We start from the raw sequence: 25,431 nt of genomic DNA, 5'->3' as shown, positions 1-25,431 counted from the left end.
TATGTCGCGTACGCCGGGTCATCAGAGTAGAGGTGGAATGCGCAGGTCCGGCGCAATTCCGGTGGCCTCGGCTGGTCGCGAACCTCCCTCGATTGTGCCGCGTCGGCGAACTTCCGGCGGGCTATTCGGGCCAGCGGTCGCGGCGCATCATGTCGAGGATCAGCGCGGCGATATTCCAGGCGTCATCGCCGCCTCGATGGTGGGTACCCTCCAGCGGGATATCCGCGGCCTTCAGCGCACCCGCCATGCCGAAGCGATGCCCGGTATCGCGGGACTCGGAGAACGCGATCTTGGCATTGGTGTGCTTCGATCCGAACGGATAGCGCACTTGGGTTGCGGCGCACTGGCGTTCGAACTGCTGCCGGTCGTACGCGCCCCAGCTGGCCCACGGGCGGGAATCGGCATGGAATTCGGTGCGCAGCAGCTCGCAGGCTTCGGCGAAGGACACGCCGGTCGCCACCATTTCGGGCGTGAGGGTGGTCAATTGGGTGCAGAACTCGCTCACGGTGGACCGATCCGGGCGCACCAGAATGCTGTGCTTGGACACTCGCTCCCGGGCCTCGAGGTCCAGCACGCACAGGCCGATCTCGATGATCTCCATCGGCTGTCCGGGTGGATTCGGGCCCTGCCAGCAGGTGGCCTCCACATCCACCACATTGAGGTATCTCGTATGCATAGCGCCGGACGGTACCGCTCCGATACCGTCCGGCGACAACGAATTTCGGCGTGTGCGCCTACTCCGCGCGCAGGTTCAGGCCGGTGCCGTTGCCTGCGTTGCGCAGCGTCAGGGTGTTGGAATCGACTGTGGCGGTGACGTTTCCGTCCAGTGCCTGGAGTACCGCCCGTTCCACGTCCATCACCTGCGGATCGCACATCATCTTGGTGGTGGCGATATGGAAGCTGATATCGGAACCGGTGATCTCGGCACGGCCGGTCATGCTGTTGCAGCCCGCGCTGCCGGACACGCTGCCATCGGGTGCGATGGTCAGGGTCGGGCGCACCTCGTCGAGGGTCTGGGAGCGTTCCACGCCGTTATTGCGCACGAGCGCGTCGACGATCCACGGGGTGCCGGTGAGTGACTTATCCGGATGCGCGACCTTGCGGTCGAGCATGGTCACCGTATTGCCGTTTCCGGTGAGGGTGAGATCCGATCCGTCGAGTTTCCAGGTGGGGGAGGAGTGCAGCAGTCCCGCCACCCAGCCATCCGCCCCGGCGACATCGCCCGGGCAACCCATCATGGTGGTCGCGAGTTCGCCGACCTTCAGGGTGTTCCCGTCCAGGGTGACCGGTCCGGTGGCGGTATTGCAGCCCGCGTTCGCGGTCACCCGCCCGTCCTGGAAGCGCAGGGTCAAAGGCCCGCCGCCGGGAATGGCGGTGCCTTTGACCTCGGTCGATACGAACGCTCGTCCCATCGGCGTCACCGTCGGCTGATCACTGGCCTGCTGGGAATTCGTGCATCCGGCCATCGCGCCCGCCGTCAAGACGAGCAGCGCACACCACCTGCGAGTTGCTGACATGTAGCCGATCGTACGGATTCAGACGGGCATACCGAGTGCGGCCGCGAGCGTGCCGCCGATCGCGTTGGCGAACGCCGCGAACGCGCCCGGATCGGTGATCTCGGTCGGGACATCGCGCTGATGGCAACCGGTGGGGACGGGGACGCCGTTCAAACGGTCGTCGAGCCAGAGCACCGCGCTGGCCGTTCCGGCGACGGCCGCTATGCCGTGCTCGCTGAGCAGGTCCCGGGTGTAGGCGACGCGGGCGTTGGGATCCTGGCAGTAGTTGTCGTAGAGATTGTTGACGGCGTTGATCGGCATGACCTCATCGAGCGGCGCCTCGTAGATATAGATGGGCGCGGTGGGCGTGCCGCGTCGGCCGAGACTGAGTTCGTCCAGCACCGGCTGCATTTCGGGCGAACGCATGGGATCGCCCGGATAGTCGAACAGGCCCTTGATGTTGATGAACGGGAATCCGGCGAATTGCAGTGCGACGCACTGGCCTTCGTGCACCAGGCGCACGGCCTTGCCGAGCGGGTTCATATGCTGGTCGATGAACTGGGCGACCTGCGGATACTCGCGGGCGACGCCGAACAGTCCGCCCAGCACCGCGCCGCCGAAGGTGGAGGTGCCGTTGTTGTAGTCGACGGCCATGCGGATATCGGCCATCAGGCCGCCCGCGGCCGAACCGGTCAGGTTCAATTCCGGCGCGTACTCGGCCTGGAGTTCGGCCGCGTGCGCGGTGGGAATCGCGCCGCCCGAATAACCCCACAGCGCAACGCGAGTCGCGGTGCCGGGCAGTCCGGCGGGTTCGAAATTCTCCGCCGCGCGAATGCCGTCCAGGGTGATGCGCCCGCCGAGCGGACCGACCGCGTATGCCGCGTTCGGGCCCTGATGATCCGGGATCACCACCGCGTGGCCACGCTGCAGCATGGCCTGCACTTCGATGAATTCGGCCGAGATGACCGGGTTCAGCGGATTGGGCAGTGAACCCATCTGAAGGGTGTACGAGGGTGCGCAGTTCTGGGACAGCGAATCCTCGGCGAACTGGAAGGAGAGCAGTCCGCGCGCACCGCTGGGTGCGGGGCGGTGCGGCACGATGACGGTGGCGACGGCGGCGATCGCCTCGCCGCGGGTATTGGTGCTGCGGTAGGACAGCTGCCAGGCATTGGTATTGAGCGGCAGCAGCCAGAAATTGGCCAGGTTCACCTGCCGCGCGGCGAGGATCTCGCCCGGCTGCGCCGCCGCCACCCGGGCCGGATCGGGTTGGTAGAAGCCCGGATCCAGATACGGCGGTGCGGGCGGCACCGGGAACGGCAGTGCGGGTTCCACCGTAACCGGTTCCGCCGCAGCCGTATTGGTTACCACCGGGCAGATGGTCACCGTCAGTCCCGCCGCCAGGGCCAGGGTGGCCCGCGCGATCGTGGTTCGAGTCCCCGCTGTCATTTCGAACTCCTTCATGCCGCCCCTGACGGCAGAGCGCTCACCATAGATAGAGAGTGCTTAGTTTCTAAGTTGCGATGCAGACCATATGATGCGGAAATGGAATGTGTCAACGGTCACCCCGGGGCACTGCTTCGCCCGCGGTCACCGGCACGGCAGGATGGTGCGACGTGAGTGAAGTTTCGCGCCCGCGCCGCACCCAACAGGAGCGCCGGGCCACGACGGTGGCCAAGCTGGTCGACGCGACCATTGCCGCGATCGGTGAGGTCGGCTATCAGCGGGCCACCGTGCAGGAGATCTGCGGCCGGGCGGGATTGTCCGCCGGTGCCATGTTCCGGCAGTTCGACACGCGCCTGGATCTGATCGTGCGCACGGCGCAGGAGGCGTTCTCCCGGCAGCTCGACGCCTATCGCGCGACCATGGAACACCTTGGGGCGCAGGAGAATGCGCTCGATGCCGCGCTACGGTTCCTGCGGGCGGCGCAATCGTCGAATCTGATCCACGCGCTGCGCGAGATCTTTCTCGCGGCGCGATCGGACACCGAACTCCGCGAGCGCATCGCGCCCATCGCGGAGGGGTACTACGGCGATATCGTCGCCACGCTCAATCGGACCGGGCTGCTCGATGATTTTCCCGCTGAGCTGCGTGAACCCATCTTCTTCATGATGCTCCACCTGTTCTCGGGCGAGGCGGTCGTGCGGGGGGTGTATCCGCGGCCCGATCTGGATGTGGCGATTCTCGGGTTGGTCGAGGACATGCTGGCCACGTACGCGGCGCGGGTGCGGACCGCGGCGGAATCGTGACAGGCGTTTCGGGCGGTTGGCGACATGCGGTGGGGAGGCGGCCCGCGTAGACCGACCGGTTGGTTGCTGAGACTAAGCTGATCCGGTGACAGCCGTACGCACCGAGACGCCCGGATCGCCGTGGGCACCGCTGGCGTCCAAGGTCTTCCGCGCGCTGTGGATCGCGCAGCTGGTGTCCAATCTCGGCACCTGGATGCAAACCGTTGGCGCGCAATGGATTCTGGTCGATCAGCCGAATGCCGCGACCCTGGTCTCGCTGGTGCAGACCGCGACCACGCTGCCGGTCATGCTGCTGTCCATTCCGTCCGGGGTGCTGGCCGATCTGGTGGATCGTCGTCGGCTGCTGATCGTGGCGCAGACCGCCATGGCCATCCTGGCGACGCTGCTGACGGTGTTCACCGCGACCGGCCACACCACCCCGGTGCTGCTGCTCACGCTGTTGTTCCTGCTCGGCTGCGGACAGGCGCTGACCGCACCCGCCTGGCAGGCGGTGCAACCGGATCTGGTGCCGCGCAGTCAGATTCCCGCCGCCGCCGCGCTGGGCAGTATGAGCAACAATATCGGCCGCGCGGTCGGTCCCGCGATTGCCGGTGTGCTGGTATCGCTTTCGGGTCCGACGCTGGTGTTCGCGTTGAACGCGGTGTCCTTCACCGGGATTCTGCTCGTGCTGTTGCGCTGGAAGCGTCCGCGATTGGATGACGATCTCCCCGTCGAACGGCCCATCGCCGCGCTGCTGGCGGGCCTGCGCTTCATTCGGGCCGCTCCTGCCGTACGCCGAGTGCTATTGCGCTGCTTGCTCTTTCTCGCCCCCGGCAGTGCGTTGTGGGCGCTGCTGCCCTTGGTCGCGCATGGCCGACTCCAGCTCTCGTCCTCGGGTTACGGTCTGCTGCTAGCCGCTCTCGGTGCGGGTGCGGTCTTCGGCGCGACTCAACTCAGCCGGGTGCGCCGGTTTCTTGCTCCGACCGGCATGCTGGCGGTCGCCGCCCTGGCCTTCGCCGCCGCCACCTTGGGTGCGGCTCTGGTGCCGAATATGCCGGTGGTGCTGGCTCTCCTGGTGGTCGGCGGTTTCGGCTGGATGATCGCCATGTCCACCATGAACTCGACCATGCAGCTGCTGCTCCCCGGCTGGGTGCGAGCGCGGGGTCTGTCGGTCTACCAACTCGTCTTCATGGGCGGCCAGGCCATCGGCTCCCTGGCCTGGGGCCTGGTGGCCGAACGCCACGGCACCGTCACCGCTCTCGTCACCGCGACCGTCCTACTCGTGGTGTGCGCCATCAGCACTCGCTGGTGGCCGGTCCGCATCTCCTCCCTCGACACCACCCCGTCGACCCACTGGCAGGACCCCGTCCTCGATTTCGAACCGGCCCCCGCCGACGGCCCCGTCCTGGTCCTCGAGACCTACCACGTCCCCGAGGAACTGACCGCCGACTTCACCGCCGCCATGACCAGGGTCGGCCGCTCCCGCCAGCGCACCGGCGCCACCGAATGGCGCCTCTACCGCGATGTCGGCCACGCCGACCGCTTCATCGAAGCCTTCACCGTCCGCTCCTGGTCCGAACACATGCGCCAGCATCAACTCCGCCTCACCGCCACCGACGCGGCCGCCGAGGCCCGGGTAGCCGAATTCACCATCGGCGAAGGCCGCACCCTGCACCTCATAGCCGTAACCCCGCCCGACCCGGCCCGCTCCTGGTGGCGCACCTGAGTGCCCACCTAATAATCGGTTGCGCCAGCCACTCGGATTTGCGAGTGTTCTTCTACCACAAGCCCGTTCGGGGCATGGAGGATAAACCGGCCAGGGGCCGGGACTCGTTGCTAGCGAGATCGAGGCGCTGCCTTGGGATTCGATTTCTCTGTCCTCCGCGGCGGTGTAGCGCAGCCTGGCAGCGCAACGGACTCATAAGCCGTGGGTCGTCGGTTCGAATCCGACCACCGCCACAAATGTTCGCCTTTACTCGATCGGGCTCACCGCAGAAGTTGATCCGTCGGTGACTTCGTAGGTACCCGATGCGAGATCGAGGGCCTGAGCGGTGCGCGCCGCTGCTTCATCGACGGCGATGCGAGGCGCTGGCGGAAGGTTGTCCGGATAGTACGTTCCGGGACCGTACAACTGCCCGTATCGAAGCACCACGCCATTCGCGGCGAGCACCGACTGTTCGAGAAAATCCTTGGCTGCCAAGCCTTCTCCGGTCATCTCCCAGGCCACGCTCTGAGCGATGAACCGTTTCGCGCCCGCGGCATCGGCGGCCGCCAGCAGATTCGCCGTGCCCTCGCGGCGAATGCGGGCATTGGCCGCCCGGCCTTCGGCGAGGCGGGCCGGGTCGTCGGGGAGGTCGGTGAGTTGGTGCATGACCAGGTCCGGGGCGTAGGCGGTGACGGCATCGACGAGGCCGTCCGGGTCGAAGGCGTCGCAGACGACGGGCTCGGCTCCGGCCGCAGCGAGCAGCTGCGCCTTTTCCGGCGAGCGGGTCATGCCCGCTACCTGGTGGCCTGCCGCGATGAGCAGTGGGACGAGCCGGGTGCCGAGGACGCCGCTGGCGCCCGCCAGAAAGATCCGCATAGTTTTCCAGGCTAAGGGATCGAGAATGGGGTCATGTCTGCCCCCGGAAGAACCCCGGCCATTCTCGATGCGGATTGCCCGTTCTGCGATCGCATCGAACGCGGAGACTACGCGGAACGCGTCAGTGCGCAGGCCGTGCGTTTCGAACCGCTGAACCCTGTCACCCCGGGACACATGCTGATCATCCCGGATTGGCATGCCGAGCATCCGAATCACCTCGCGGTGCGGGCCGCGATGAGTGATGCCGAGGTCTACGCCGGTCGTCAGCGCGTCGACTTCAACCTGATCACCTCATCGGGACCCGTTGCCGCTCAGACGATTCCGCACATTCACGTGCACTATGTGCCACGCACCGCAGGTGATGGACTGCTGCTGCCCTGGTCGGGGACGGCGGGATGAGGGCTAGGGATGCGGGAGCATCTCGGGCTGCGCGAGCCGCGTGATGGTTTCCGCGGGATTGGCGACGCCGCGGCCGAACGCGGCATCGAAGTAGGCGAGTAGATAGGCACGCTGGAGGTCGACCGATCGGGTGGCATCGATCGTGCCGATCGCGGTGTCCTTCAGTTCGGGGCTGATGAGTCCCGCGGTGGCCAGCTGCGCCGCGATCACCTGTTCATCGCAGAGCGACATATGTCGCGTGCCCGCGATGCGCAGCGGCAGCTTCACACCGCTATTGGTCGCCCAATACGGCTCCCACCCGGCGTTTCCGAACCAGGGCGAGGTATCGCTGGCAAGCATCAGCATCGGACGATCGAGACCCTCGGCGGCCACCGAGCCGAGTATAGGCCCGTCCAGATTTACCCCGGCCGCGATTCGCGGATCGTCATGCATGGTCTGCGCGGTGGTCGATCCGCCGAGCGAATGGCCGAACATTCCGACCTTCGTCAGGTCCAGATCTTCGGCGAGATGCTGCGGCAGCGCGGCATCGCCCGGGTGCGCCGCCGCGGCCGCGAGCTGATCGAGCACGAATCGCGCATCGGCCACCCGGACGGGAAGCAGCAGATCGGGGAGCACGTTCGGCGGCGAATCCATCGGCACCACACCGCGTTCGGTGCGCCCATCCGGGAACTGCACCGCGAACGACTCATGCGTGTGGTTGATGGCGACCACGATGTAACCGTGGCTGGCGAGATCCTCGGCCTGAGCGGTGCTGAAACCGGTGGTGTCACCCATCCCGGGAGAATTCAGCAGAATCGGAAACCGCCCGCCGACCCGCGCCGACGCACTGTCCCGGCTATGACTCGGCCCCAATTTCCAACTGTCCGCTGCGACTCCGAACTGCCCCAGCCCGAACTGCTGCTCCTGCACTCCACCCGGCGGCATCCACGCAGCCACAGGCGCACTACCGGCGTCGCCGGCCGGATACCAGATCTGCACCATCAGTTCGCGCCGTCGCGTGCCATCCCACGGGTCGGCGCGCGCGTCATCGACGAGATGCCATTCGGTCATGCCGACCGCGTTCGCCCCGGTCGGAGCGGGCAGCGAGATCGTGACAACAGGCGTGCCGGGGCTCGCCTCGGCAACACCGACAGCGGCGGTGGCAGCCATCGAAATCGCGGCGAAAGCCAGGATATGCCGCCGTAAACCCTTGTGTTCCAAGATAATTCCCCCGAGAAGCGATGAGACTCGGTTAGCCACCATACAAGATCGAAAACAGGCGTGGGTCACAAACGTCGACTCCGCGATGTGCCGGTCGGGTCGTCCGAGATCCCTATCGGCCATGGAGAACTGCGATAGAGGCAACCCGGGCGAGTAGGATCGCGCTCGGCCTCCTTTGTTGTGGCGGTTGTGGTTCGGACCGGCGGGGTCTCTCAGATGTACCTCCGCCCCGCCGGTCGTCAGCGCTTTCGCTGCGGTCGCAAGTCGGCTTCATCGACGGATTTGTCGATACGCGGCCCGCGCTAACTCTGATGCCGCAAACTACGCCCGTGAACTCACCACACTCGACCATGTGCACCAGGTGTTGCGTGACTCAACGTTGCTGTGTCGCAAAGACTTTCGGAGCAGTATTCCGTGCCTAGATCGCCTCGGATTCGGCGTGCGAGTACAGATCCACGGCGGCGATGCCCATTTGGTGCAGCTTGTAGCGTTGCGCGGTGTCCAGGAAGATCACATCGGCGACGGTGAGTATGTCTGCGACGGCGGCGCTGGGGAGATGTAGTGCGCTGGGCGTGATGACCGCTGCAGCGTCCTGGCTCCACACGATGCCCATGAGTTGCATGTGTGGGGTAGTGCGCCGAGAGAAGTCGTAGACGATCGCGGCGACGTCGCATCCGAGTTTCGCGGCGGCGCGGTGTATGGCGGCTTCATCCTGGTCTCGGTGCGTCCCGGATACTTCGCGTGCAATGTAGCCGATTACCGGTTGAGGCCTGGAAGGCCCAACCGCGAGCGCGGGAACGAACTTGCGTGCCTTCATCGTCGCCCTCCCGCGTACTCGCGGTAGGACGGCAGCGCGATAGCCAGTCGGCCGCGCCGGGTCGGTCGCCACCGAGACGGTCCTTGAACCGTGCCCAGCGCCAGTCCCGAACGAGACAGGCGCATAAGCGCTTTGCGGATCGAGGACTCCGTCAGTCCCGTGCACCTGCCGAGTTCGCGTACGGACAGCGCGCTCGCGACGTCGAGACAGGACAGTGCGCCTAAGACCTTCGCCTCGTGTTCGGTGAGAGCCATCGATGCTCCTTCGCCGTCTTCTCGCCGTGGGTGGCTGCTTGGGGCGGGACGGTGAAGACCGGCCCCAAGCACCTACCTCGAACGTTAGAAGCCGGGACCCTATTCGCCGTAGGTTGTTGACCGATGTTGGCGCAGTTCGGCGATGGCGCGATGGATCAATTGCCGTGCGCGCCGGCCATAGACGGCCCGTTGGGCGTAGTGGTCGAACACCTTGGCGTACACCGCGATCTCGCTGGGCTGCTCGATTCGCAAGATCGCCGAGTATGTTTCGATCTCAACCTCGGCCCCATCGGTGATCCAGAACTCGCACACCGGCATGTACTGGCGTATCGCCGTCGGCAGAATGCCAAGGCGCACATGCGGATAGTCCATCACCGCGAGCAGGTGTTCGAGCTGGGCCATCATGATCTCTGGTGGGGCGATGCCGATCCGTATGACGTTCTCGCACAGGATCATGTGGAAGATGCGCGACGACCGCAGCAGCTCGGCGCGTTTCATACGGACCGCGACTGTGTCGGCGATATCCGCAGTCGGATAGCCCGACAGCGCAGCGATATCAGTCAGGACCGCGGTGGCGTAATCCGCAGTCTGCGCGGGCCCTGGAATCAGTGAAACCGAGAACACTCGATGCCGTTGTGCATGTTGTTCCTCGTCCAGGACTTGACGCTGGTAGCGCGCGGTCCCCGAGTCGTGTAGTCGACGAAGCTGTACATACATCTGCTCGATTTCACGCGTGGCAGCAACAAGGTCGGGCAGCAGATCGCTTGCATCGCAGAGACTGCACCACGTTTCGAGGTCGGTCAGGGTTGGAGTCCGGTGCCCATTCTCAAACTTCGAGACCTTCGTGAAATGCCACCCGGCGCGAGAGGCAAGCTCTCGCGCCGAGAATCGCGCGTCCAATCTGATCTCACGAAGCCGGTTTCCCAGTCCCTCACGAGCTTGTTTGGCGCTGGTGCTGTTCACTTGAGAGCAGGCCGGTATTCGCTATGCGGAGTTCCCAATCTCCAAACCGACTCGAACGCAGCGCGATAGCGGGCCACCGTTTCTGGGTTGTCGGACTGTTCATTCCCCGCCCATCTGCCATCACCATCGAAATGGTTGAACAGCACTAGGCGATCATCGAACAGCCAGAAGTCGACCGGGGGCAGAGTCAACTCCATCGTGTGATGACGTGGCAGCCAGCGAACTTGCTCGCCACCTTCGGGGTTTCGGGTGGTCTCCCATTCGTAGTGGATGTACTCCGAAACTGGTTCGGAGACAACGCGCGCGCGGCGCATATCCACACCACGGCCGGTCATTTCGCGGGTCATCGCCAGCCACGGCGCCCACCATTGTCGGTCCTCGGCTTCACTGAGCGCGCCGGACCTCCACGCCGATATGCGCTCTACCTCGTCGGGCACGGCATACACGTCGCGCAACTCCAGGTGCAGCGCCGACCGGGCGCACGATGCGTACAGCGCGGACCACTGCTCGTCAGTCAGCAACTCCATGCGGCTCGTCTTTCGGTAGGAACTGGACCACAGCCTTCGGTACCCGCACAACGATCTCGCCCTCGGGAATCTTCAACTGTTCCAGCAGGTCTGGATCGTCAACTGGATACCCCTGCCAGATGTAGTCGCCATCGAGTTCGTATACGCAGGGCGAGCCGTTCTTCCCGCTCGGCCCACCAAGGAACTGTAATGCCATAGCCCCCAACCCCTTTAAATTGTGTTGGCATGTGTTGACATTTTGAGTATGCGCTTCGGCGCCGAGTGGGACGGCGTAATCCAGGTTTCGGTGGCGACAACACGCGTCAACTTGGATCTGCGACATCCGTCCTCATCCGAGCGGCTTTGGGCCACAGCTGCGACGAGGGACCACGGCTTGGCGCGGACATGCGGACGGCGGCCACTCATGGCGCCGAACGTGGGGGAGTGAGTGGTACCGCGATGCTGAGATCTATGGTGACCGGCCGCGGCGGTGCATCCCGTGGCGCACGGCCAGAGTTCGAACATATTTGCGAGTACTGGCTCGTCGGGGCACTCCATTGGTCGATTGCGGCCGCGTTGCTGATTGGAGCGCTGTGAACGGCCGAGGTCACCGAAGATCCTGGGGAAATGATCTTGTTCGGCCTGCAGCGGCAAGGACGTCGCGGGACGCAACATGTCAGATCTCGTGCCAAGTTTTTGCGGGACGTGGTGGGATCGTCAGAGACGGCCCAGCGCGCGCCGAAACGGCATGCCCCTCACTAGGGGGTTGGTAATCGTCCCCCTGACGACCGCCTATACTCGCTGAAATGCGGATGTTCCTCGATATCCTCCTGATCATCACCAGCGTGCTGCTGGTGCTGCTGGTGCTGTTGCACCGCGCCAAGGGCGGAGGTTTGTCGAGCCTGTTCGGTGGTGGCGTGCAGTCGAGCCTTTCCGGGTCGACGGTTGTGGAGAAGAACCTTGATCGGATCACCATCTTTCTCGGGGTGATCTGGTTGATCTCGATTCTGGGAATCGGGCTCGAGATCAAGTTCAGCTAGTTCGGTCAGCGCAAAACGCCCGGGTCTCGCTTTCAGCGACGCCCGGGCGACTTGTGCTGTCTACGTGCATCATGGATCCATGGACGTGGTGAACGCGGTCACACCGAGTCTGGCGGGGCTGTTGCGGCGGGATCTGTTGTGGATGACGTGGAACTCGGTATTGGCTTGGGTGCCTGTTGCGCTGGCGCTGCTGGTGTTTCGGTCGAACCCGCAGGTGGGGAAGCGATTGCCGGTATCGCCGGTGTGGTGGGCGGGGGTCGTGCTGCTCATGCTGTTCCTGCCCAACGCGCCCTACGTGGTGACCGATCTGGTGCATTTGCGCGATGACATCAAGGCCATCGGCAATGGGCCGGTGGTGAGTACGGTGCTGCCGGTGTACGGCGTTTTCATCGTCTCCGGATTCGTCGCCTACTACCTGGTTCTCGCCGAGCTACGCGCTTTCCTGGAGCGTTCCGGGCTGGCGTTCTGGCGCGTGCCCGTCATTCTCACCATCCATTTCCTTTGCGCCATAGGCGTTTTCCTGGGCCGCTGGGTGCGGCTGAACAGCTGGGAACCCATGGTCGAGCCCCGGGGCGCGTTCGAGCGCATGGTGCTGGCGCTGACCTGGGAGTGGGCTCCCATCCTGATCGCCGCGGTCTTCGTGGCGACCGCACTGGGGCATTTCGTCACCCGCGCCGTGGTCGAGGCGAGCGTGGCCAGCGCCCGCCGCGGCGTCCGGGTGGTGCGCGCGGTCCGGCTGACGCCTCCGAGCGCTGACCAGGTCTGAATCGCTCGCCTGTTTGGGTTCCGCACATCCGGGTAATCGCGGGGGTGTTCGTGCGCGCCCGCTCGGGCGCGCGTTGGAGAGGATGCGGTTCGCCGCATTCGCGCGCAGGTGAGGGATGTGGGTATGGGTGCGAACCTGATGATCGTGGAGGACGACGACCGGGTTCGCGGGGCGCTGCGACTCGCCATGGAGGACGAGGGCTACGACGTCGCCGAGGCCGAAGCCGCGGAGACCGCGCTCGAGCATCTGCGCGATCACGGCGTGCCCGATGTCATGATCGTGGACCTCATGCTCGGCGAGATGGACGGCTTCACCTGTATCCGTGAGGTACGCCGGGACCATGATGTGCCGATCATCGTGGTGAGCGCCCGCGATGACACCCACGATGTGGTGGCGGCGCTGGAGGCGGGCGCGGACGATTTCGTCACCAAACCCTTCGAGATCAAGGAGATCACCGCCCGCATGCGGGCGCTGCGCCGCCGCGCGCGATTGGCGAACGCCCAGGACGAACCCGCGCCGGAACAGCCGGAGGAATTGGTGCTTGACGCGGATCCCGATGCCCCGCTGATGCTTTCGCCCGACGGCGGCACGGTGCGGCGCGGCGATGAGGAATTGCACCTGACCATCACCGAATTCCGAGTCCTGTGCGAACTGGCCGCCAGCCCCGGCCGCGTGCTCAGTCGCACGGCATTGCTCGAACGCATCTGGGACCGTGGCTTTTTCGGCGATGAGCGCATTGTCGACGTGCATGTGCGCCGACTACGCACCAAGATCGAGCACGATCCCTCGGATCCGCAACTCGTGGTCACCGTGCGCGGTCTGGGCTACCGGCTCGACACCCAGCGGTGATGCTCACCCTGTTGGTCGGGGCGATCGCGGCCATTCTCGGTGTGGCGGTGGGAGTCTGGGTGACGCGGCGACGGCTGTCGACCACCGTCGAAGAGTTCAACACCATGGTCGATTCGCTACAGCGCCGGGTCGATCGGGAACGTCGCCTGGTCGGTGATGTCAGCCATGAACTCCGCACCCCGCTGACCACGTTGATCACCAGTGTCGGTGTGCTGAACCGGCATTCGGGCGAGTTGCCCGAACGATCGCGTCGCGCCCTCGAATTCGTCAGCGTCGAACTCGAACATCTGCGCCACATCCTCGACGATATGCTCGAACTGGCCAGGGTCGAGGCCGGAGTGCATCGCGGCGATACCGAACCACTCTGTGCCGCAGAACTTCTCACCCATATGCTGGCCGATCGCGGCTACGCCCCGGATCTGCTGACCGCGCGCGAGGAAATCATCATCTCGGGCCGGAAACTGGAGCTGGAGCGCGCGATCGGCAATCTGCTGGACAATGCCGACCGGCACGGCGGCGGTGTGGTCGCCGTGACCGCCGTGCGCGCGGGCGCGGAGGTGGTGATCACCGTCGATGACGCCGGTCCCGGTGTCCCCGTTGCCGAACGTGAACGCATCTTCGAACGCTTCGCCACCGTGCGCAATGCCCGCCGCGCCGCCAGCGGCACCGGCATCGGCCTGGCACTCGTCGCGGAAACCGTTGCGGCCCATCGTGGTCGGGTGAAGTGTGACGAAACTCCCAGTGGCGGTGCGCGATTCACCATCAGATTGCCGAGCGCCACCCGATGACACCGGATCGTCACACGATCGTAACGAAGCGACAAGAAGACCTCAAAGTTCGTTCGGCAATCTGAATTGGGTCATGCAAACCCAATTCATGAAATTCGACGCCCTAGTTCAGCAAATCACTCCGGAACCCCCTACCGCGCTGATTCCCCTGCACTCGGTACGCGGCGAGAATGCGGCGCTCCTTCGAACTCCTACCCTGGAAGACGGAGCCCGATTGTGGCAGATCGCCGCGAATTCGGGAGTGCTCGACACCAATTCGAGTTACGCCTATCTGCTGTGGTGCCGTGATTTCGCGGCCACTTCGGCGGTCGTCGAAATCGACGGTGAAGTGGGCGGATTCGTCATCGGCTATGTCCGCCCGGAACAACCCGGCACCTTCTTCGTCTGGCAGGTCGCGGTGGAGCGCAAACACCGCGGTCAGGGCCTCGGTGTGGCCATGCTCGACTTCCTGCTGGAGAACCTGTCCCAGCACGGTGTCGAGGAGTTGGAAACCACCATCTCGCCCGATAACACCGCGTCACGGGCCATGTTCGCCTCGCTCGCCGTACGGCGCGACTGCCGGCTCAGCCACCGCGCGCTCTTCGATCCCAGCCATTTCCCCGACGGCCACGAACCCGAGCATCTGTTCCGCATAACCCCTCACCAGGAGGTTGGATGATGACTACCCTCGATATGAACATTTTCGACGAAATCGAATCGAATGTGCGTGGTTACTGCCGTGCCTGGCCGACGGTTTTCGATACCGCGTCGGGCTCGTGGCTGCGCGATGAGGACGGCCGGGACTACCTGGATTTCTTCGCCGGTGCCGGTGCACTCAATTACGGGCACAACAATCCGGTGCTCAAGCAGGCGCTGGTGGATTATGTGATGCGCGACGGCATTACGCACGGACTGGATATGTCGACCGTCGCCAAACGGCGATTGCTGGAGACGATTCAGACCACACTGCTGGAACCGCGTGACCTCGATTACAAAGTGCAGTTCCCCGGGCCGACCGGAGCGAACGCGGTCGAGGCCGCATTGAAACTGGCGCGCAAGGTGACCGGGCGCACCACGATTCTGAACTTCACCAACGCTTTTCACGGTATGACGCTGGGCGCGCTGGCCGTTACGGGCAATGCCGCCAAGCGGGCCGGTGCGGGTGTGCCGCTGCTGCACGCCACCCCGATGCCGTTCGACGGTTATCTGCCTGAGGGCGGGGATGACCCGTTCGTGTGGATGGAGACCATCCTCGACGATGCGTCCTCGGGCGTGGACAAGCCCGCCGCCGTGATCGTGGAAACCGTGCAGGGCGAGGGCGGTGTGAATATCGCCAGCGTGGAATGGCTGCGCAGTCTGGCCCAATTGTGCGCCGACCGTGAGATTCTGCTCATCGTCGACGATGTGCAGATGGGTTGCGGCCGCACCGGGCCGTTCTTCTCCTTCGAGGCGGCGGACATCACCCCCGATATCGTCACGCTGTCGAAATCCATTGGTGGCTACGGACTCCCGATGGCGTTGGTGCTGATGAAGCCCGAGCTCGATCAGTGGGCTCCGGGTGAGCACAACGGCACCTTCCGAGGCAACAATCCGGCCTTCGTGACCGCGCAGGTGGCGCTGGAACACTACTGGTCCGACACCCTGCTCAGCACCGGCACGCTCGCCAAAGGTGAACTGGTGCATCGCAATCTGAGCAAGCTGACCGAGTCGTTCCAGGGCCTGTCCACCCGCGGCCGCGGTCTGGTGCACGGCCTGGTCTTCGATGAACCGTCCCAGGCGGGCAAGGTATGCCAGGCGGCGTTCGAGCGCGGACTGCTCACGGAGACCTCCGGCGCGTCCGATGAGGTGGTGAAACTGCTTCCGCCGCTGACGATCACGAGTGCGGAACTGGAGCACGGTCTGGGCATTCTCGCCGAATCGGTGGGCGTGGTCTGCGAAGGAGCGCACTGACATGATCGTTCGTACCACCTCGGAGATCACCGGTACCGATCGTGATGTGGCCGAAGCGGGTTGGCGCAGCAAGCGCATCGTGCTCGGCGGTGACGGCGTCGGTTTCTCGTTCCACGAGACCACCATCGAAGCCGGGACCGAGCACGAATTCCACTACCGCAATCATGTGGAGGCGGTGTGGCTCGTCGAAGGCGACGGGACCCTGGAAGATCTCGACAACGGCGTCACTTACGACCTGGGTCCGGGTTCGATGTACCTGCTCAACGGCCATGAGAAGCATCGGCTGCGCACCCGCACCAGGATGCGCATGCTGTGCGTGTTCAATCCGCCGGTCACCGGCAAGGAAGTGCATGACGAGCATGGCGTCTACCCGCTCGTCGCCGTCGACTAGCCGAAGATGGGAGTTCGCAAGGAATGTCGTCGCACGCGTTGATCGATCGATACCCCACCCGCACCGCCGGCCCGGCACCGCATCTGGAGCGCATCGATCCCACCGTCTGGGGTGAGATCGGGACTCCGGCGCTGTCGAATTTCGAGTCGGATGGCTTCGCGATCCTCGATGATCTGCTCGAGCGGGAGGAGGTCGCCGATGTGGCGGCCGAGCTCGGGCGCATGACCCGCGATCCCGAACTCATGCTCGATGAGCGCGTTGTCATCGAGAAGGGTTCGAATCGGGTCCGCTCCATTTTCGAGGTGCACAAGCTCAGTGCCGTCATCTCGAATCTGGTGCGGGAGAGCCGAATCGCCGGTTTGGCGCGGCAGGTGCTCGGCTCGGAAGTCTACATCCATCAGAGTCGCATCAACTACATGCCCGGCCTGCGCGGTGCGGGGTTCTACTGGCACTCCGACTTCGAGACCTGGCATGCCGAAGACGGAATGCCCGCGCCCCGCGCGGTGAGCCTGTCCATCGCGCTCACCGACAATTACCCGTTCAACGGCAGTCTGATGGTGATGCCCGGCTCGCACCGGACGTTCGTCCCCTGCCAGGGTGAGACGCCAGACGCCAACTACCGGAACTCCTTGCGGGAGCAGGAGATCGGCGTCCCATCGGAATCCGACATCACCGAACTGGCCAATAAACACGGCATCGCCCAGTTCACCGGCCGCGCGGGTTCGGCGCTGCTGTTCGATTCGAACATCATGCACGGCTCCTCCAACAACATCACCCCGTTCCCGCGCTCCAACCTGTTCATTGTCTTCAACAGCGTCGAGAACACCCTCACCGCACCGTTCGCGGCTCCCGCACCCCGCCCGATCCATATCGGAAACCGAGACTTCCGCCCGATCGCGTGAGTTCCCCAGATTTGGGGCACATGACCGATGCAGCCGGGAGTGCTTGACCGGCAGCATGGTTCGGGTCCAATAGAGCAACTAGAGGAGTCGGTATTCGATGCGAAATCTTCGGAACGCCCTGCCCGTCACCATCGCCCTGGCCGCCGCCGGTCTCGCCCTGGCCGCCCCACAGGCCTCAGCCGAGATCGGTTCCCAGGTCATCATCGCGGGCGGTGGCCTCAGCAACGGCTACGGCACCGGCTGCACCTACGCGGTAACCGCGAACAGCACCTCCACCGCGGGCATGGACTTCTACGACAACGGCGTCTGGTTCGCCGCCACCCAGGGCAGCCCCACCCCGAAGACCCACGTAGCCAACTGGACCCCCGCCACCCCCGGCACCCACGTCCTCCAGATCGTCCAGAACGGCGACACCAAGTCCATCCCCCTCACCGTAGGCACCGGCCTCAACGGCGGCAGCTCCTGCCTCGTGATCTAGCTTGTAGCGCAACGGCTTTCGCGGCACGCCCCGTCGACCATCATGGTCGACGGGGCGTTCGCCTACCCGGACACCTCTCAGCGGGTGACCTTGCCCTGCCACAGGATCTGCGTCGCGCCTCCGACCTGAGATTGCTGTTTCGCGTTGGCGGCCACGACCTTTCCCGCGCTATTGCAATCGGTTGCGGTCATGGTCAGTTGATCGCCCGATTGCGAGGCCGTCAGCGTGGTCCCGCTGACCGAGACCGTAGCGATCGGATAGTAGACGGCGGTGACGAATCCGCTCTGGGTCACCGTGGCCGTGATATCGCTGGCGCGTGTCAGGTCGATCGCGGCGGTCCCGTATGCCTGATTGGACCCGGTGTAGTGCGCGGTATTCGCCGCCGGACCCCAATCCGCGAGCTGATTGCCGCAGCCGTTCGCGGCCGCCGCGGGTCCTGTCGTGAGGGCGGAGAGGGTGGCGACGGCCAGTAGCGGTAGGACTGCGAACAGGTAGGTCTTGCGCATGGAGGCTCCTCGCCGGTGAATCAATTGCCTTGGGGCGCAGCCGAATATACGGACTTCGACGCGTCCGCGCGGACAATTTGACCTACGTCTGTTTCTAAAAGCTTGCGGCTCGGTTACTGCAGGGTCGGCGATGCCCCCGCACGAACAGAGCGCCCCGCCGACCGGATCGAGGTGGTCGGCGGGGCGCTCTGGGTGGTGAGTCAGGCGAGGCCGAGGCGTTCGGCTGCCAGGATGCGGATGTTTTTCTTGTCGGGCTTGCCGAGGCCGGTGAGGGGGAGTTCCTCGATGATGATGACGTGCTTGGGGACCTGGACGGAGCCCTTGCGCTGTTTTACGGCGGCTTGGATTTCGGCGGTGACCACTTCGATGGCGGCGGGGTCGGCGGCGGTGGCCGGGTCCAGGACGATTACGGCGGTGACCGCTTCGCCGTAGTAGGCGTCGGGGACGCCGACGACGGCCACGTTGAGGACCTTGGGGTGTTCGGAGACAACGTCTTCGACTTCGCGGGGGAAGACGTTGAAGCCGCCGGTGACGACCATGTCCTTGCTGCGACCGACGATGAAGAGGAAGCCGTCTTCGTCCTGGCGGGCCAGGTCGCCGGTGTGCAGCCAGCCGTTGGTGAAGGTTTCGGCGGTGACCTCGGGGAGGTTGAGGTAGCCGCCGGCCAGCAGTGGGCCGGAGACGCAGATTTCGCCTACTTCGCCCTGGGGGACCTGGTTGCCTTCCTTGTCCAGCAACGCGACTCGGATGGCGGTGGAGGGGCGGCCGCAGGAGGTGAGGCGTTCCTTGTCGTGCTCCTCCTTGCCGAGGTAGCTGATCGCCATGGGAGCCTCGGACTGGCCGAAGTACTGGGCGAAGATCGGGCCGAAGCGATCGATGGCTTCCTGCAACCGATTCGGGTCGATGGCGGCAGCGCCGTAGTAGACCGTCTCCAGCGAGGACAGGTCGCGGGTCTTGGAATCGGGGTGATCCAGCAGCGCGTAGAGCATGGACGGCACCAGCATGGTGGCGCTGATCTTGTGCTCTTCGATGGCCTTGAGCACCTCACCGGGCTCGAAACGCGGCACGACCACGCACTGCCCGCCGAGCAGCACCACGGGCAGGAAGAACGCCGCACCAGCATGCGAAAGAGGTGTGCAGATAAGGAATTTCGGCCGCGTCGGCCATTCCCACTCCGACAGCTGAATCTGCGTCATGGTGGCCATGGCCTGCGCGGTGCCGATGACACCCTTGGGCTTACCGGTGGTGCCACCCGTGTACGCGATGGAGATGACGTCATCGGGCAGCAGTTCCACGGCCTCGACCGGCCGCGGCTCGTACTTGTCTGCTGCCGCAAGCAGATCCACGCCCACATCGGCGAGCTCCTCGGGCACGGGCCCGAGCGTCAGCACGCGGTTCAGTCCCTCCACGCGATCTACCAGCTCCCGCGCACGCTTCACGAACGCGGGCACCGGATCCAGGATCAGCGTCGTAATCCCCGCGTCGGCAAGCACATACGCGTGATCGTCGAGCCCGCCGATGGGATGCAGCGCGGTGCGCCGCTGTCCCACGATCTGACCCGCGCCGATGGTGAACAGCACCTCGGGCCGGTTCAATGCCAGCACGCCGATGGGCGTTCCGGTGCCGACGCCGTACTCCTCGAACGCCGCGATATACCGGCTCACGGCGTCCAAAACCTCACCGCCGGTGAGGATATGGTCGCCGAGCGTGAGCACCGGCCGGTTCTTGTGCCGCCGCAGCCCCGCCACCAGGGCGTGCCCATTGTGCACCGGGAGCCGCAGCAGGGTGTCGGGATCGATTGCAGTCATAGGGATCTCACTCCGTCCGGGAATCAGAGGGTGTTGGCGGCGTACAGGGTGACAACCACCGCGCCGCCTAGGCCGAGGTTGTGTGCGAGCGCGGTGCGCGCGCCCGGCACCTGCCGGTCGCCCGCGAGTCCGCGCAGATGCCAGGACAATTCGGTGGCCTGCGCCAGGCCGGTCGCGCCGAGCGGATGCCCCTTGGAGATCAGCCCGCCCGACGGATTCACCACCCAGGTGCCGCCGTAGGTGGTCGCGCCGGATTCGATCAACGCGCCGGACTCGCCCTCACCGCACAGTCCGAGCGCCTCATAGGTGATGAGCTCGTTGATGGTGAAGCAGTCGTGCAGCTCGATCACATCGACATCATTCACGCCGATTCCCGCGGTGGCGAACACCTTCGAGGCCGCCGCGCGGGTCATGGGCGCACCCACCACATCGATCATGGACCCGGTCGAGAACGAGGTCCCGTCATCGGTGGCGAGCTCCTGCGCCAGGATCTCGATGGCCTGCGCCTCGAGGCCGTGCGCCCGCACGTACTCCTCGCTGACCACCACCGCCGCCGCCGCGCCATCGGACATGGGCGAACACTGCGAACGCGTCAGCGGCCCGTGCACCGGCTTATCGGTGAGCACCTGCTCCAGGGTGTACGCATCCTGGAACTGCGCCAGCGGATTCCGCGTCGAATGCTCATGGTTCTTGACCGCGACCGCCGCCAACTGCTCGGGCGTGGTGCCGTACTGCTTCATATGCTCGATGGCGGCATTGCCGAAGAACTGCGTGGTGATCGGCGCCTGGCTGAATTCGTACTGCCCCCGCATCACACCCAGGTGATGATCCACGGTGGTGGCCTTGGGCCGGGTCGCCGGACCCGCCATGGCCTCCTTGGTCATCTGCTCGAACCCGACCGCCAGGGCCACATCCACGATCCCGCTGCCGACCCATTCGCGCGCCAGCATCAGCGCGGTGGATCCGGTGGCGCAGTTGTTGTTCACGTTCACCACCGGAATCCCGGTCAGCCCCACGTCGTACAGCGCGCGCTGACCGGCGGCGGACGGCTGGAACACATAGCCGACGGCGGCGCGCTGCACCTGGTCATAGGTGACACCCGCATCGCCGAGTGCCCCGCGCACGGCCTCACCGACCATTTCGGGGTAGGTCCACTCGCGGGACCCGATCTTGACGAACGGGGTCATGTTGACACCGACGACGAAAACGCGACGCATAACTTGCTGTACTCCTCTTGTCCGGAAACGTTTTTCGGTGGTGACTAGTCCGCGCGCGGTACGCGGCCGTCGATATCGGTGAAGCCGTACGCCTCGGCGAGGTCGGCGACCTTCCAGGCTTTTCCGCCGCGCGCCTTGCGATTCGGATCCGCGGCCAGAGCGGTGACGGCGCGGCCCGGGAAGCGCGGGGATTCGGCGTCATTGAGATCGAAGCTGCCCTCACCGGGCAGGGTGACGATGCGATTGCCGTCGGCATCGGCCGGAACCATCTGCAGCAGTTCGGTATCCACGATGCCCGGCCACAGCGATACTGCCGTCGCCCCGGTATCGGCGAGATCGTGCGCCAGATCGACGGTGAGCCGATCGAGTGCGGTCTTGCCGACGCCGTAGACGGCATTGTGCATGTACCGCACCGCGCCCGGCGAGGACACGTTCACGATCAGCCCGCCGGATTCGATCAGCAGCGGTGCGGCGAAAACGCTTGCCACATAGTGCGATCGCACCCCGATGTCGAAGGTCTCATCCCACGCCTTGGCGGGCACCTCCCAGAACTTGCGGCCCAGCCAGCGCGCGGCGGCGGGGGAGTTGTAGACATTGTTCACCAGCACGTCCAGGCGGCCCTGCTCATCGCGCACCTGCGCGAACAGCTTCTCCACCGCCCCGTCGTCCTTGTGATCGCAGACCACCGGCACACCGACGCCGCCGAGCGCGTCGATCTCGGCGGCGGTGCCCGCCACCGTGCCGGGCAGATGTCCGGGCACGGTGGTGCGCCCGGTGACGTAGACGGTCGCACCGGCCGCGCCCAGCTCCAGGGCGATGCCCTTGCCGATGCCACGGCTGGCTCCGGTCACCACGGCGACCGTTCCGGCGAGAATCTTGGGTATTTCGCTCACGACCTCTGGACACTACCTTGAAATAAGAACGTGTTCTAGAAATTGGAGGCGGTAGTGGAGCTGACGCATCGGACGGTGGATACCGGGGAGATCCGTATGCACGTGGCGGAGCAGGGACAGGGGTATCCGGTCATCTTCTGCCACGGGTTCCCGCACACCTGGTTCATGTGGCACAACCAGCTGGAAGCGGTGGCCGCGGCCGGGTATCGCGCGATCGCGCCGGACCTGCGCGGGTACGGGCGCACCGACGCGCCCGCCGGGCTGGAGTCGTACACCAATGCGGCCGTCATCGGTGATCTGCTCTTCCTGCTCGACGATATCGGCGCGGACAAGGCCGTCTTCGTCGGTCTGGATTTCGGCGCGCAACTGGTGTGGGAGCTGTCGCTGCGCGCGCCCGAACGGGTCGCGGCGGTGGCGGTGCTGAACAATCCGTTCAGCCCGCGCCCGCCCCGCGCGCCCTCGGCCTTCTGGACTCGGGCAGCCGAGAAGCACTTCCTGCACCTGTCGTACTTCCAGACCCCCGGTATCGCCGATGCCGAACTGGCGGCCGATACGCGCGGCTTCCTGGCCCGGGTCTACTACTCGCTCAGCGGCGAGTACCACTACCTGGACACCTGGAAGAACCCGCCCGGCCTCGGCTATCTGGATGTGCTGCCCGAGGCCCCGCCGCTGCCCTGGTCGTGGCTCTCGCAGGAGGAATTCGACACGCTCGTAGCCGATTTCGAGCGCACCGGATTCACCGGCGGCCTGAACTGGTACCGCAATCTGGACCGCAACTGGGAACTCACCGAGGCGTTTGCGGACGCCAAGGTCTCGGTGCCCGCCTTCTTCCTGTACGGCGAGAAGGATCCGGATATGGAGGGCTTCAGCGGTCGCGATCCGCTGGCGACCATGCGCGCGGGGGTGCCCGATCTGCGCACGGTGATCGAGGTGCCCGCCGCGGGCCATCTGGTCCAGCTGGAGCGACCGGACGCGGTGAACGCTTTCCTGGTCGACACCCTGCAGGCGCTCGGCCTGCCCGCGACCGTCACCTCATAGCGTCGGCAGGTGGCCCGCCCGTGCGCGAGCGGGCCACCTATTCGCGATCGACCGCGAAATCCGTCCTGTGCCAAGAGAAATCAGCCGCGTCACGCCCCGATATCGGCCCCCGGCCCGGCGATTCTTCTATCGTCTCCAGGTATGGACAGCACTGCGCTGCGCAAGGAAATCGATCGCCGCCTCGAACCGTGGTCCGCACAACTGGGTCCCGATCGAGTCGCCTACACCAACCACGTCCTGCGAGTCATCTCGCTCAGCGACCTGATCGCGAAGGGGACGGGACCCGCGCCGAGCGATCGCCCGGAGTTCCTGGCGGCGGGCGTATTCCACGATCTCGGCATCTGGACCGCGGGCACCTTCGACTACCTCGCGCCCTCGGAGGAACTCGCCGGGCACTGGCTCGAGGGCAACGGCCAGAGCGAACTCACCCCGCTGGTCACCCGGATGATCGACCAGCACCACAAACTCCGTGCGGCGGGCGACGCCGACGACCCGGTGGAGATCTTCCGCCGGGCCGACGCCGTCGATGTGGAGATGGCGGTGCTGGGGCGCTTCGGTGTTCGGCGAGCCGCCTATCGGGATTTGACCGAGGAATTCCCGGATGCCGGATTCCATCGCCGCCTGCTTCAGCTCGGCGCGGAACGCCTTCGCACGCACCCGCTTTCCCCGCTGCCCGTGCTCAAGTGGTGAGCGGTCCGAGAGCACCGCGCTGAGGTGACGCCGCGCGGATCCGTTGCTCAGGACGGCCGGGTCGCGCGGAAGTAGGTGACACGGCTGACATGCCGGTAGACGCGGGAATCCACTTCCTCGCAATCGAATCCGGCCTTGCGCAGCAGGCTCGGAATGCCATCGCCGAGGTTGGCGGCCACATGCGGATTCTTCAGCATGCGGCGGGCGCTGAATCCATCGGCGGCGGTGAGGTTTCCGCCGATATCCACCAGGTGCAGTTGCCCGCCCGGGCGCAGCACACGGAACACTTCCGCAGCGGTGGCCTCCTTCACCTCCGGGTCGAGGTGGTGCAGCATGAAAGCCGAGAGCACATGGTCGAAGCCGCCGTCGGGGAAAGGCAGCGCCTGACCGTACGCACGCTCGTAGCGAAGCCCGTTGCGGCCTTTGCTCTTCCGCTCCGCGCGGGCCAGCGCCAGCGGATCCGGATCGGTGCCGATCACCTGCGCGCCGGGCTGGATGTTCTTGGCGGCGATAGTGAGGTTACCCGTGCCACAGCCGATTTCGAGCACGCGATCACCCGGTGCGAGGCTCGCCTGTCGCAACAGCGCGCCGTGCACCTTGCGTACGCCGAGCGCCCGTGTCATCACGTCGTAGAAGGGCAGCATGCCATCGCGTCCGGCGGCCGGAAGATAGTCGTGCTCATTGCCCATGGCTTGCGAAAGTGGAGTATTTTTCGTCATGTTCTCCATGTTCGCCGCTTCGCGTTCACCATAATTGGGAGATTTTCGGTAGTACTGGGATTATCTTTGGTTCATGTCCGAGCGCACGCACCCCATCCGATATCAGGCGGGCGTTCCGGTGTACCGCTACTCCGCCGACCCGGCGGTCCCGCCACTGTCGGTCATGCGCTTCACGGCCGAAATGCGGCCCGCGCACGGGGTGCCCCATATTCACGACTTCCCGGTCCTGATGTACATCGACGCCGGAGCCACCGACAATGAGCCGCCTGCGGAATCCGGTGACGTGTATGTCGTCGCGCCGGGCGCGGTCATCGACGCGACGAGCCTGCGGCTGGAGAGCGCGGTCGGAGTGCTCTTCGATCCCGCGGCGCTCGGTGACGACGCCCGCGCGCCCTGGCCGGTGTGGCGCTCGCATCCGCTGCTGTTCCCCTTCCTGCACGGAATCTCCAGCGGACTGCTCCGCCTGCGAGTTCCGCCGGAGCGACAACCGTTGTGGGAGTACACGATCGCCGCGATCGAGGCCGAGTTGGCCGCACGTCGCCCGGGATACCGCCAAGCCGCCGCCGCGCACCTGACCCTGCTGCTGGTCGATGTCGCCCGCCTGGCCGTCGATGTGGTCGGCGATCTGCGCCGCAGCAATGAGACCGTGCTGGCCGAGGTATTCGAGGTCATCGAAGAGCGGTTCGGCGAGCCGATCTCACTGCGCGATATCGCCCGCTCGGTCGGGCTCACCCCCGCCTACCTCACCACACTGGTTCGCCGCCGCACCGGGCGCACCGTGCAGGATTGGCTGATCGAGCGCCGCATGGCCGAGGCGCGGCGGCTGCTGACCGATTCGGACCTGTCGATCGCCGAGATCGCCAGGCGCGCGGGCATCGCCGATCCGGGCTACTTCACCCGCCTGTTCCGCCGCGAACACGGAATGACCCCGCGGGCCTGGCGCGAACGCCTGGATCCCGCGAGGTCATTCGGATGA

General features: G+C 65.4%; 30 protein-coding genes and 1 tRNA gene. 16 read left to right on the top strand and 15 right to left on the bottom strand.

Annotated features, from left to right (window positions below; genetic code table 11):
- Positions 1 to 121: 121 nt before the first annotated feature.
- From ACFC0O_RS03025 to ACFC0O_RS03015, 3 genes are read right to left on the bottom strand one after another with little or no spacing between them, the layout of a single operon-like run.
- The gene (locus ACFC0O_RS03025) at positions 122 to 676 is read right to left on the bottom strand and encodes an exonuclease domain-containing protein (protein ID WP_375953332.1); all 555 of its coding nucleotides are present in this window, start codon (positions 674 to 676) and stop codon (positions 122 to 124) included.
- Between the two features lie 58 nt (positions 677 to 734).
- On the bottom strand, positions 735 to 1,517 hold the full coding sequence (locus ACFC0O_RS03020) for an META domain-containing protein (RefSeq protein ID WP_375953330.1): 783 nt from the start codon (positions 1,515 to 1,517) through the stop codon (positions 735 to 737).
- 18 nt (positions 1,518 to 1,535) lie between these two features.
- On the bottom strand, positions 1,536 to 2,942 hold the full coding sequence (locus ACFC0O_RS03015; protein WP_375953328.1) for a lipase family protein: 1,407 nt from the start codon (positions 2,940 to 2,942) through the stop codon (positions 1,536 to 1,538).
- Positions 2,943 to 3,109: 167 nt separating this feature from the next.
- On the opposite strand from ACFC0O_RS03015, the gene ACFC0O_RS03010 reads away from it, so the two are divergent.
- From ACFC0O_RS03010 to ACFC0O_RS03000, 3 genes are all read left to right on the top strand, one after another.
- Positions 3,110 to 3,742: a TetR/AcrR family transcriptional regulator gene (locus tag ACFC0O_RS03010; RefSeq protein WP_375953326.1), complete on the top strand. Its 633-nt coding sequence runs from the start codon at positions 3,110 to 3,112 to the stop codon at positions 3,740 to 3,742.
- Between the two features lie 85 nt (positions 3,743 to 3,827).
- Positions 3,828 to 5,447, top strand: a complete 1,620-nt coding sequence (locus tag ACFC0O_RS03005) for an MFS transporter (protein ID WP_375953324.1) — start codon at positions 3,828 to 3,830, stop codon at positions 5,445 to 5,447.
- A 159-nt stretch (positions 5,448 to 5,606) separates the two neighbouring features.
- Positions 5,607 to 5,680, top strand: a tRNA-Met gene (locus ACFC0O_RS03000).
- Between the two features lie 13 nt (positions 5,681 to 5,693).
- On the opposite strand, the gene ACFC0O_RS02995 is transcribed toward ACFC0O_RS03000, so the two are convergent.
- Positions 5,694 to 6,302, bottom strand: a complete 609-nt coding sequence (locus ACFC0O_RS02995; RefSeq protein WP_375953322.1) for an NAD-dependent epimerase/dehydratase family protein — start codon at positions 6,300 to 6,302, stop codon at positions 5,694 to 5,696.
- Positions 6,303 to 6,335: 33 nt separating this feature from the next.
- Here ACFC0O_RS02995 and ACFC0O_RS02990 point away from each other — a divergent pair, with 33 nt between their 5' ends.
- Positions 6,336 to 6,701 carry an HIT family protein gene (locus tag ACFC0O_RS02990; protein ID WP_375953320.1) on the top strand — a complete coding sequence of 122 codons (366 nt, stop codon included), beginning with the start codon at positions 6,336 to 6,338 and terminating at the stop codon, positions 6,699 to 6,701.
- Between the two features lie 3 nt (positions 6,702 to 6,704).
- On the opposite strand, the gene ACFC0O_RS02985 is transcribed toward ACFC0O_RS02990, so the two are convergent.
- The 6 genes from ACFC0O_RS02985 to ACFC0O_RS02960 all read right to left on the bottom strand — a co-directional run bounded on the left by ACFC0O_RS02985 (position 6,705) and on the right by ACFC0O_RS02960 (position 10,784).
- Positions 6,705 to 7,901, bottom strand: a complete 1,197-nt coding sequence (locus ACFC0O_RS02985; protein WP_375953319.1) for an alpha/beta hydrolase family protein — start codon at positions 7,899 to 7,901, stop codon at positions 6,705 to 6,707.
- 418 nt (positions 7,902 to 8,319) lie between these two features.
- Positions 8,320 to 8,514 carry a hypothetical protein gene (locus ACFC0O_RS02980; RefSeq protein WP_375953318.1) on the bottom strand — a complete coding sequence of 65 codons (195 nt, stop codon included), beginning with the start codon at positions 8,512 to 8,514 and terminating at the stop codon, positions 8,320 to 8,322.
- Between the two features lie 200 nt (positions 8,515 to 8,714).
- Complete coding sequence (locus ACFC0O_RS02975; protein WP_375953317.1) at positions 8,715 to 8,972, bottom strand: hypothetical protein; 258 nt, start codon at positions 8,970 to 8,972, stop codon at positions 8,715 to 8,717.
- A gap of 99 nt (positions 8,973 to 9,071) precedes the next feature.
- The gene (locus tag ACFC0O_RS02970; protein ID WP_375953315.1) at positions 9,072 to 9,935 is read right to left on the bottom strand and encodes a helix-turn-helix domain-containing protein; all 864 of its coding nucleotides are present in this window, start codon (positions 9,933 to 9,935) and stop codon (positions 9,072 to 9,074) included.
- Positions 9,932 to 10,462, bottom strand: coding sequence for a DUF6879 family protein (locus tag ACFC0O_RS02965; RefSeq protein ID WP_375953313.1), 531 nt, complete (start codon positions 10,460 to 10,462; stop codon positions 9,932 to 9,934). The genes ACFC0O_RS02970 and ACFC0O_RS02965 overlap by 4 nt, the downstream gene beginning before the upstream one ends.
- The gene (locus ACFC0O_RS02960) at positions 10,446 to 10,784 is read right to left on the bottom strand and encodes a hypothetical protein (protein WP_375953312.1); all 339 of its coding nucleotides are present in this window, start codon (positions 10,782 to 10,784) and stop codon (positions 10,446 to 10,448) included. The genes ACFC0O_RS02965 and ACFC0O_RS02960 overlap by 17 nt, the downstream gene beginning before the upstream one ends.
- Positions 10,785 to 11,247: 463 nt before the next feature.
- Here ACFC0O_RS02960 and secG point away from each other — a divergent pair, with 463 nt between their 5' ends.
- From secG to ACFC0O_RS02915, 9 genes are all read left to right on the top strand, one after another.
- On the top strand, positions 11,248 to 11,481 hold the full coding sequence (secG, locus tag ACFC0O_RS02955) for a preprotein translocase subunit SecG (RefSeq protein ID WP_067564549.1): 234 nt from the start codon (positions 11,248 to 11,250) through the stop codon (positions 11,479 to 11,481).
- Between the two features lie 79 nt (positions 11,482 to 11,560).
- Positions 11,561 to 12,247 carry a DUF1361 domain-containing protein gene (locus tag ACFC0O_RS02950; protein ID WP_375953310.1) on the top strand — a complete coding sequence of 229 codons (687 nt, stop codon included), beginning with the start codon at positions 11,561 to 11,563 and terminating at the stop codon, positions 12,245 to 12,247.
- Positions 12,248 to 12,370: 123 nt separating this feature from the next.
- On the top strand, positions 12,371 to 13,096 hold the full coding sequence (locus ACFC0O_RS02945) for a response regulator transcription factor (RefSeq protein ID WP_364632618.1): 726 nt from the start codon (positions 12,371 to 12,373) through the stop codon (positions 13,094 to 13,096).
- Positions 13,096 to 13,884, top strand: a complete 789-nt coding sequence (locus tag ACFC0O_RS02940) for a sensor histidine kinase (RefSeq protein WP_375953308.1) — start codon at positions 13,096 to 13,098, stop codon at positions 13,882 to 13,884. Before ACFC0O_RS02945 ends, ACFC0O_RS02940 begins: the two co-directional genes overlap by 1 nt.
- Before the next feature lie 115 nt (positions 13,885 to 13,999).
- Entirely contained in the window at positions 14,000 to 14,542 is a 543-nt protein-coding gene (gene ectA / locus ACFC0O_RS02935) for a diaminobutyrate acetyltransferase (RefSeq protein ID WP_375955914.1), read from the top strand.
- The gene (gene ectB, locus ACFC0O_RS02930; RefSeq protein WP_375955911.1) at positions 14,542 to 15,813 is read left to right on the top strand and encodes a diaminobutyrate--2-oxoglutarate transaminase; all 1,272 of its coding nucleotides are present in this window, start codon (positions 14,542 to 14,544) and stop codon (positions 15,811 to 15,813) included. Before ectA ends, ectB begins: the two co-directional genes overlap by 1 nt.
- A gap of 1 nt (position 15,814) precedes the next feature.
- The gene (locus ACFC0O_RS02925) at positions 15,815 to 16,204 is read left to right on the top strand and encodes an ectoine synthase (protein WP_375953307.1); all 390 of its coding nucleotides are present in this window, start codon (positions 15,815 to 15,817) and stop codon (positions 16,202 to 16,204) included.
- Positions 16,205 to 16,227: 23 nt separating this feature from the next.
- Complete coding sequence (gene thpD, locus ACFC0O_RS02920) at positions 16,228 to 17,106, top strand: ectoine hydroxylase (protein WP_375953305.1); 879 nt, start codon at positions 16,228 to 16,230, stop codon at positions 17,104 to 17,106.
- Positions 17,107 to 17,203: 97 nt separating this feature from the next.
- Entirely contained in the window at positions 17,204 to 17,584 is a 381-nt protein-coding gene (locus ACFC0O_RS02915) for a hypothetical protein (RefSeq protein WP_375953303.1), read from the top strand.
- Positions 17,585 to 17,661: 77 nt separating this feature from the next.
- Here ACFC0O_RS02915 and ACFC0O_RS02910 read toward each other — a convergent pair whose 3' ends face one another.
- The 4 genes from ACFC0O_RS02910 to ACFC0O_RS02895 form a co-directional block, all read right to left on the bottom strand.
- On the bottom strand, positions 17,662 to 18,090 hold the full coding sequence (locus tag ACFC0O_RS02910; RefSeq protein ID WP_375953302.1) for a hypothetical protein: 429 nt from the start codon (positions 18,088 to 18,090) through the stop codon (positions 17,662 to 17,664).
- Positions 18,091 to 18,290: 200 nt separating this feature from the next.
- The gene (gene fadD8 / locus ACFC0O_RS02905; RefSeq protein ID WP_375953300.1) at positions 18,291 to 19,898 is read right to left on the bottom strand and encodes a fatty-acid--CoA ligase FadD8; all 1,608 of its coding nucleotides are present in this window, start codon (positions 19,896 to 19,898) and stop codon (positions 18,291 to 18,293) included.
- A gap of 23 nt (positions 19,899 to 19,921) precedes the next feature.
- Positions 19,922 to 21,115: a beta-ketoacyl synthase N-terminal-like domain-containing protein gene (locus tag ACFC0O_RS02900; RefSeq protein WP_375953299.1), complete on the bottom strand. Its 1,194-nt coding sequence runs from the start codon at positions 21,113 to 21,115 to the stop codon at positions 19,922 to 19,924.
- A gap of 44 nt (positions 21,116 to 21,159) precedes the next feature.
- The gene (locus ACFC0O_RS02895) at positions 21,160 to 22,008 is read right to left on the bottom strand and encodes an SDR family NAD(P)-dependent oxidoreductase (protein ID WP_375953297.1); all 849 of its coding nucleotides are present in this window, start codon (positions 22,006 to 22,008) and stop codon (positions 21,160 to 21,162) included.
- 54 nt (positions 22,009 to 22,062) lie between these two features.
- Here ACFC0O_RS02895 and ACFC0O_RS02890 point away from each other — a divergent pair, with 54 nt between their 5' ends.
- Together ACFC0O_RS02890 and ACFC0O_RS02885 are read left to right on the top strand one after the other, a co-directional pair.
- Entirely contained in the window at positions 22,063 to 23,046 is a 984-nt protein-coding gene (locus ACFC0O_RS02890; RefSeq protein WP_375953295.1) for an alpha/beta fold hydrolase, read from the top strand.
- Positions 23,047 to 23,187: 141 nt separating this feature from the next.
- Entirely contained in the window at positions 23,188 to 23,736 is a 549-nt protein-coding gene (locus ACFC0O_RS02885) for a hypothetical protein (protein WP_375953293.1), read from the top strand.
- 47 nt (positions 23,737 to 23,783) lie between these two features.
- Here the strand turns inward: ACFC0O_RS02885 and ACFC0O_RS02880 are convergent, their stop codons facing one another.
- On the bottom strand, positions 23,784 to 24,455 hold the full coding sequence (locus ACFC0O_RS02880) for a class I SAM-dependent methyltransferase (protein WP_375953291.1): 672 nt from the start codon (positions 24,453 to 24,455) through the stop codon (positions 23,784 to 23,786).
- Positions 24,456 to 24,528: 73 nt separating this feature from the next.
- Here ACFC0O_RS02880 and ACFC0O_RS02875 point away from each other — a divergent pair, with 73 nt between their 5' ends.
- Positions 24,529 to 25,431, top strand: coding sequence for a helix-turn-helix transcriptional regulator (locus ACFC0O_RS02875; protein ID WP_375953289.1), 903 nt, complete (start codon positions 24,529 to 24,531; stop codon positions 25,429 to 25,431).

The sequence above is a fragment of the Nocardia sp. NPDC056100 genome, from assembly GCF_042266325.1.
Taxonomy (GTDB): Bacteria; Actinomycetota; Actinomycetes; order Mycobacteriales; family Mycobacteriaceae; genus Nocardia.
The sequence above is the reverse complement of the archived record's forward strand: the minus strand, read 5'-3'. Positions and strand labels throughout refer to the sequence as shown.

Coding starts and splice junctions, on each gene's coding strand:
- ACFC0O_RS03020 (WP_375953330.1), bottom strand. CDS start 1,517: ATGTCAGCAACTCGCAGGTGGTGTGCGCTGCTCGTCTTGACGGCGGGC.
- secG (WP_067564549.1), top strand. CDS start 11,248: ATGCGGATGTTCCTCGATATCCTCCTGATCATCACCAGCGTGCTGCTG.
- ACFC0O_RS02980 (WP_375953318.1), bottom strand. CDS start 8,514: ATGGGCATCGTGTGGAGCCAGGACGCTGCAGCGGTCATCACGCCCAGC.
- ACFC0O_RS03025 (WP_375953332.1), bottom strand. CDS start 676: ATGCATACGAGATACCTCAATGTGGTGGATGTGGAGGCCACCTGCTGG.
- ACFC0O_RS02950 (WP_375953310.1), top strand. CDS start 11,561: ATGGACGTGGTGAACGCGGTCACACCGAGTCTGGCGGGGCTGTTGCGG.
- ACFC0O_RS02925 (WP_375953307.1), top strand. CDS start 15,815: ATGATCGTTCGTACCACCTCGGAGATCACCGGTACCGATCGTGATGTG.
- thpD (WP_375953305.1), top strand. CDS start 16,228: ATGTCGTCGCACGCGTTGATCGATCGATACCCCACCCGCACCGCCGGC.
- ACFC0O_RS02900 (WP_375953299.1), bottom strand. CDS start 21,115: ATGCGTCGCGTTTTCGTCGTCGGTGTCAACATGACCCCGTTCGTCAAG.
- ACFC0O_RS02915 (WP_375953303.1), top strand. CDS start 17,204: ATGCGAAATCTTCGGAACGCCCTGCCCGTCACCATCGCCCTGGCCGCC.
- ACFC0O_RS02975 (WP_375953317.1), bottom strand. CDS start 8,972: ATGGCTCTCACCGAACACGAGGCGAAGGTCTTAGGCGCACTGTCCTGT.
- ACFC0O_RS02875 (WP_375953289.1), top strand. CDS start 24,529: ATGTCCGAGCGCACGCACCCCATCCGATATCAGGCGGGCGTTCCGGTG.
- ACFC0O_RS02945 (WP_364632618.1), top strand. CDS start 12,371: ATGGGTGCGAACCTGATGATCGTGGAGGACGACGACCGGGTTCGCGGG.
- ACFC0O_RS02885 (WP_375953293.1), top strand. CDS start 23,188: ATGGACAGCACTGCGCTGCGCAAGGAAATCGATCGCCGCCTCGAACCG.
- ACFC0O_RS02965 (WP_375953313.1), bottom strand. CDS start 10,462: ATGGAGTTGCTGACTGACGAGCAGTGGTCCGCGCTGTACGCATCGTGC.
- ACFC0O_RS02960 (WP_375953312.1), bottom strand. CDS start 10,784: ATGTCGCAGATCCAAGTTGACGCGTGTTGTCGCCACCGAAACCTGGAT.
- ACFC0O_RS02990 (WP_375953320.1), top strand. CDS start 6,336: ATGTCTGCCCCCGGAAGAACCCCGGCCATTCTCGATGCGGATTGCCCG.
- ACFC0O_RS02880 (WP_375953291.1), bottom strand. CDS start 24,455: ATGACGAAAAATACTCCACTTTCGCAAGCCATGGGCAATGAGCACGAC.
- ACFC0O_RS03015 (WP_375953328.1), bottom strand. CDS start 2,942: ATGACAGCGGGGACTCGAACCACGATCGCGCGGGCCACCCTGGCCCTG.
- fadD8 (WP_375953300.1), bottom strand. CDS start 19,898: ATGACTGCAATCGATCCCGACACCCTGCTGCGGCTCCCGGTGCACAAT.
- ectB (WP_375955911.1), top strand. CDS start 14,542: ATGACTACCCTCGATATGAACATTTTCGACGAAATCGAATCGAATGTG.
- ACFC0O_RS02910 (WP_375953302.1), bottom strand. CDS start 18,090: ATGCGCAAGACCTACCTGTTCGCAGTCCTACCGCTACTGGCCGTCGCC.
- ACFC0O_RS02995 (WP_375953322.1), bottom strand. CDS start 6,302: ATGCGGATCTTTCTGGCGGGCGCCAGCGGCGTCCTCGGCACCCGGCTC.
- ACFC0O_RS02940 (WP_375953308.1), top strand. CDS start 13,096: ATGCTCACCCTGTTGGTCGGGGCGATCGCGGCCATTCTCGGTGTGGCG.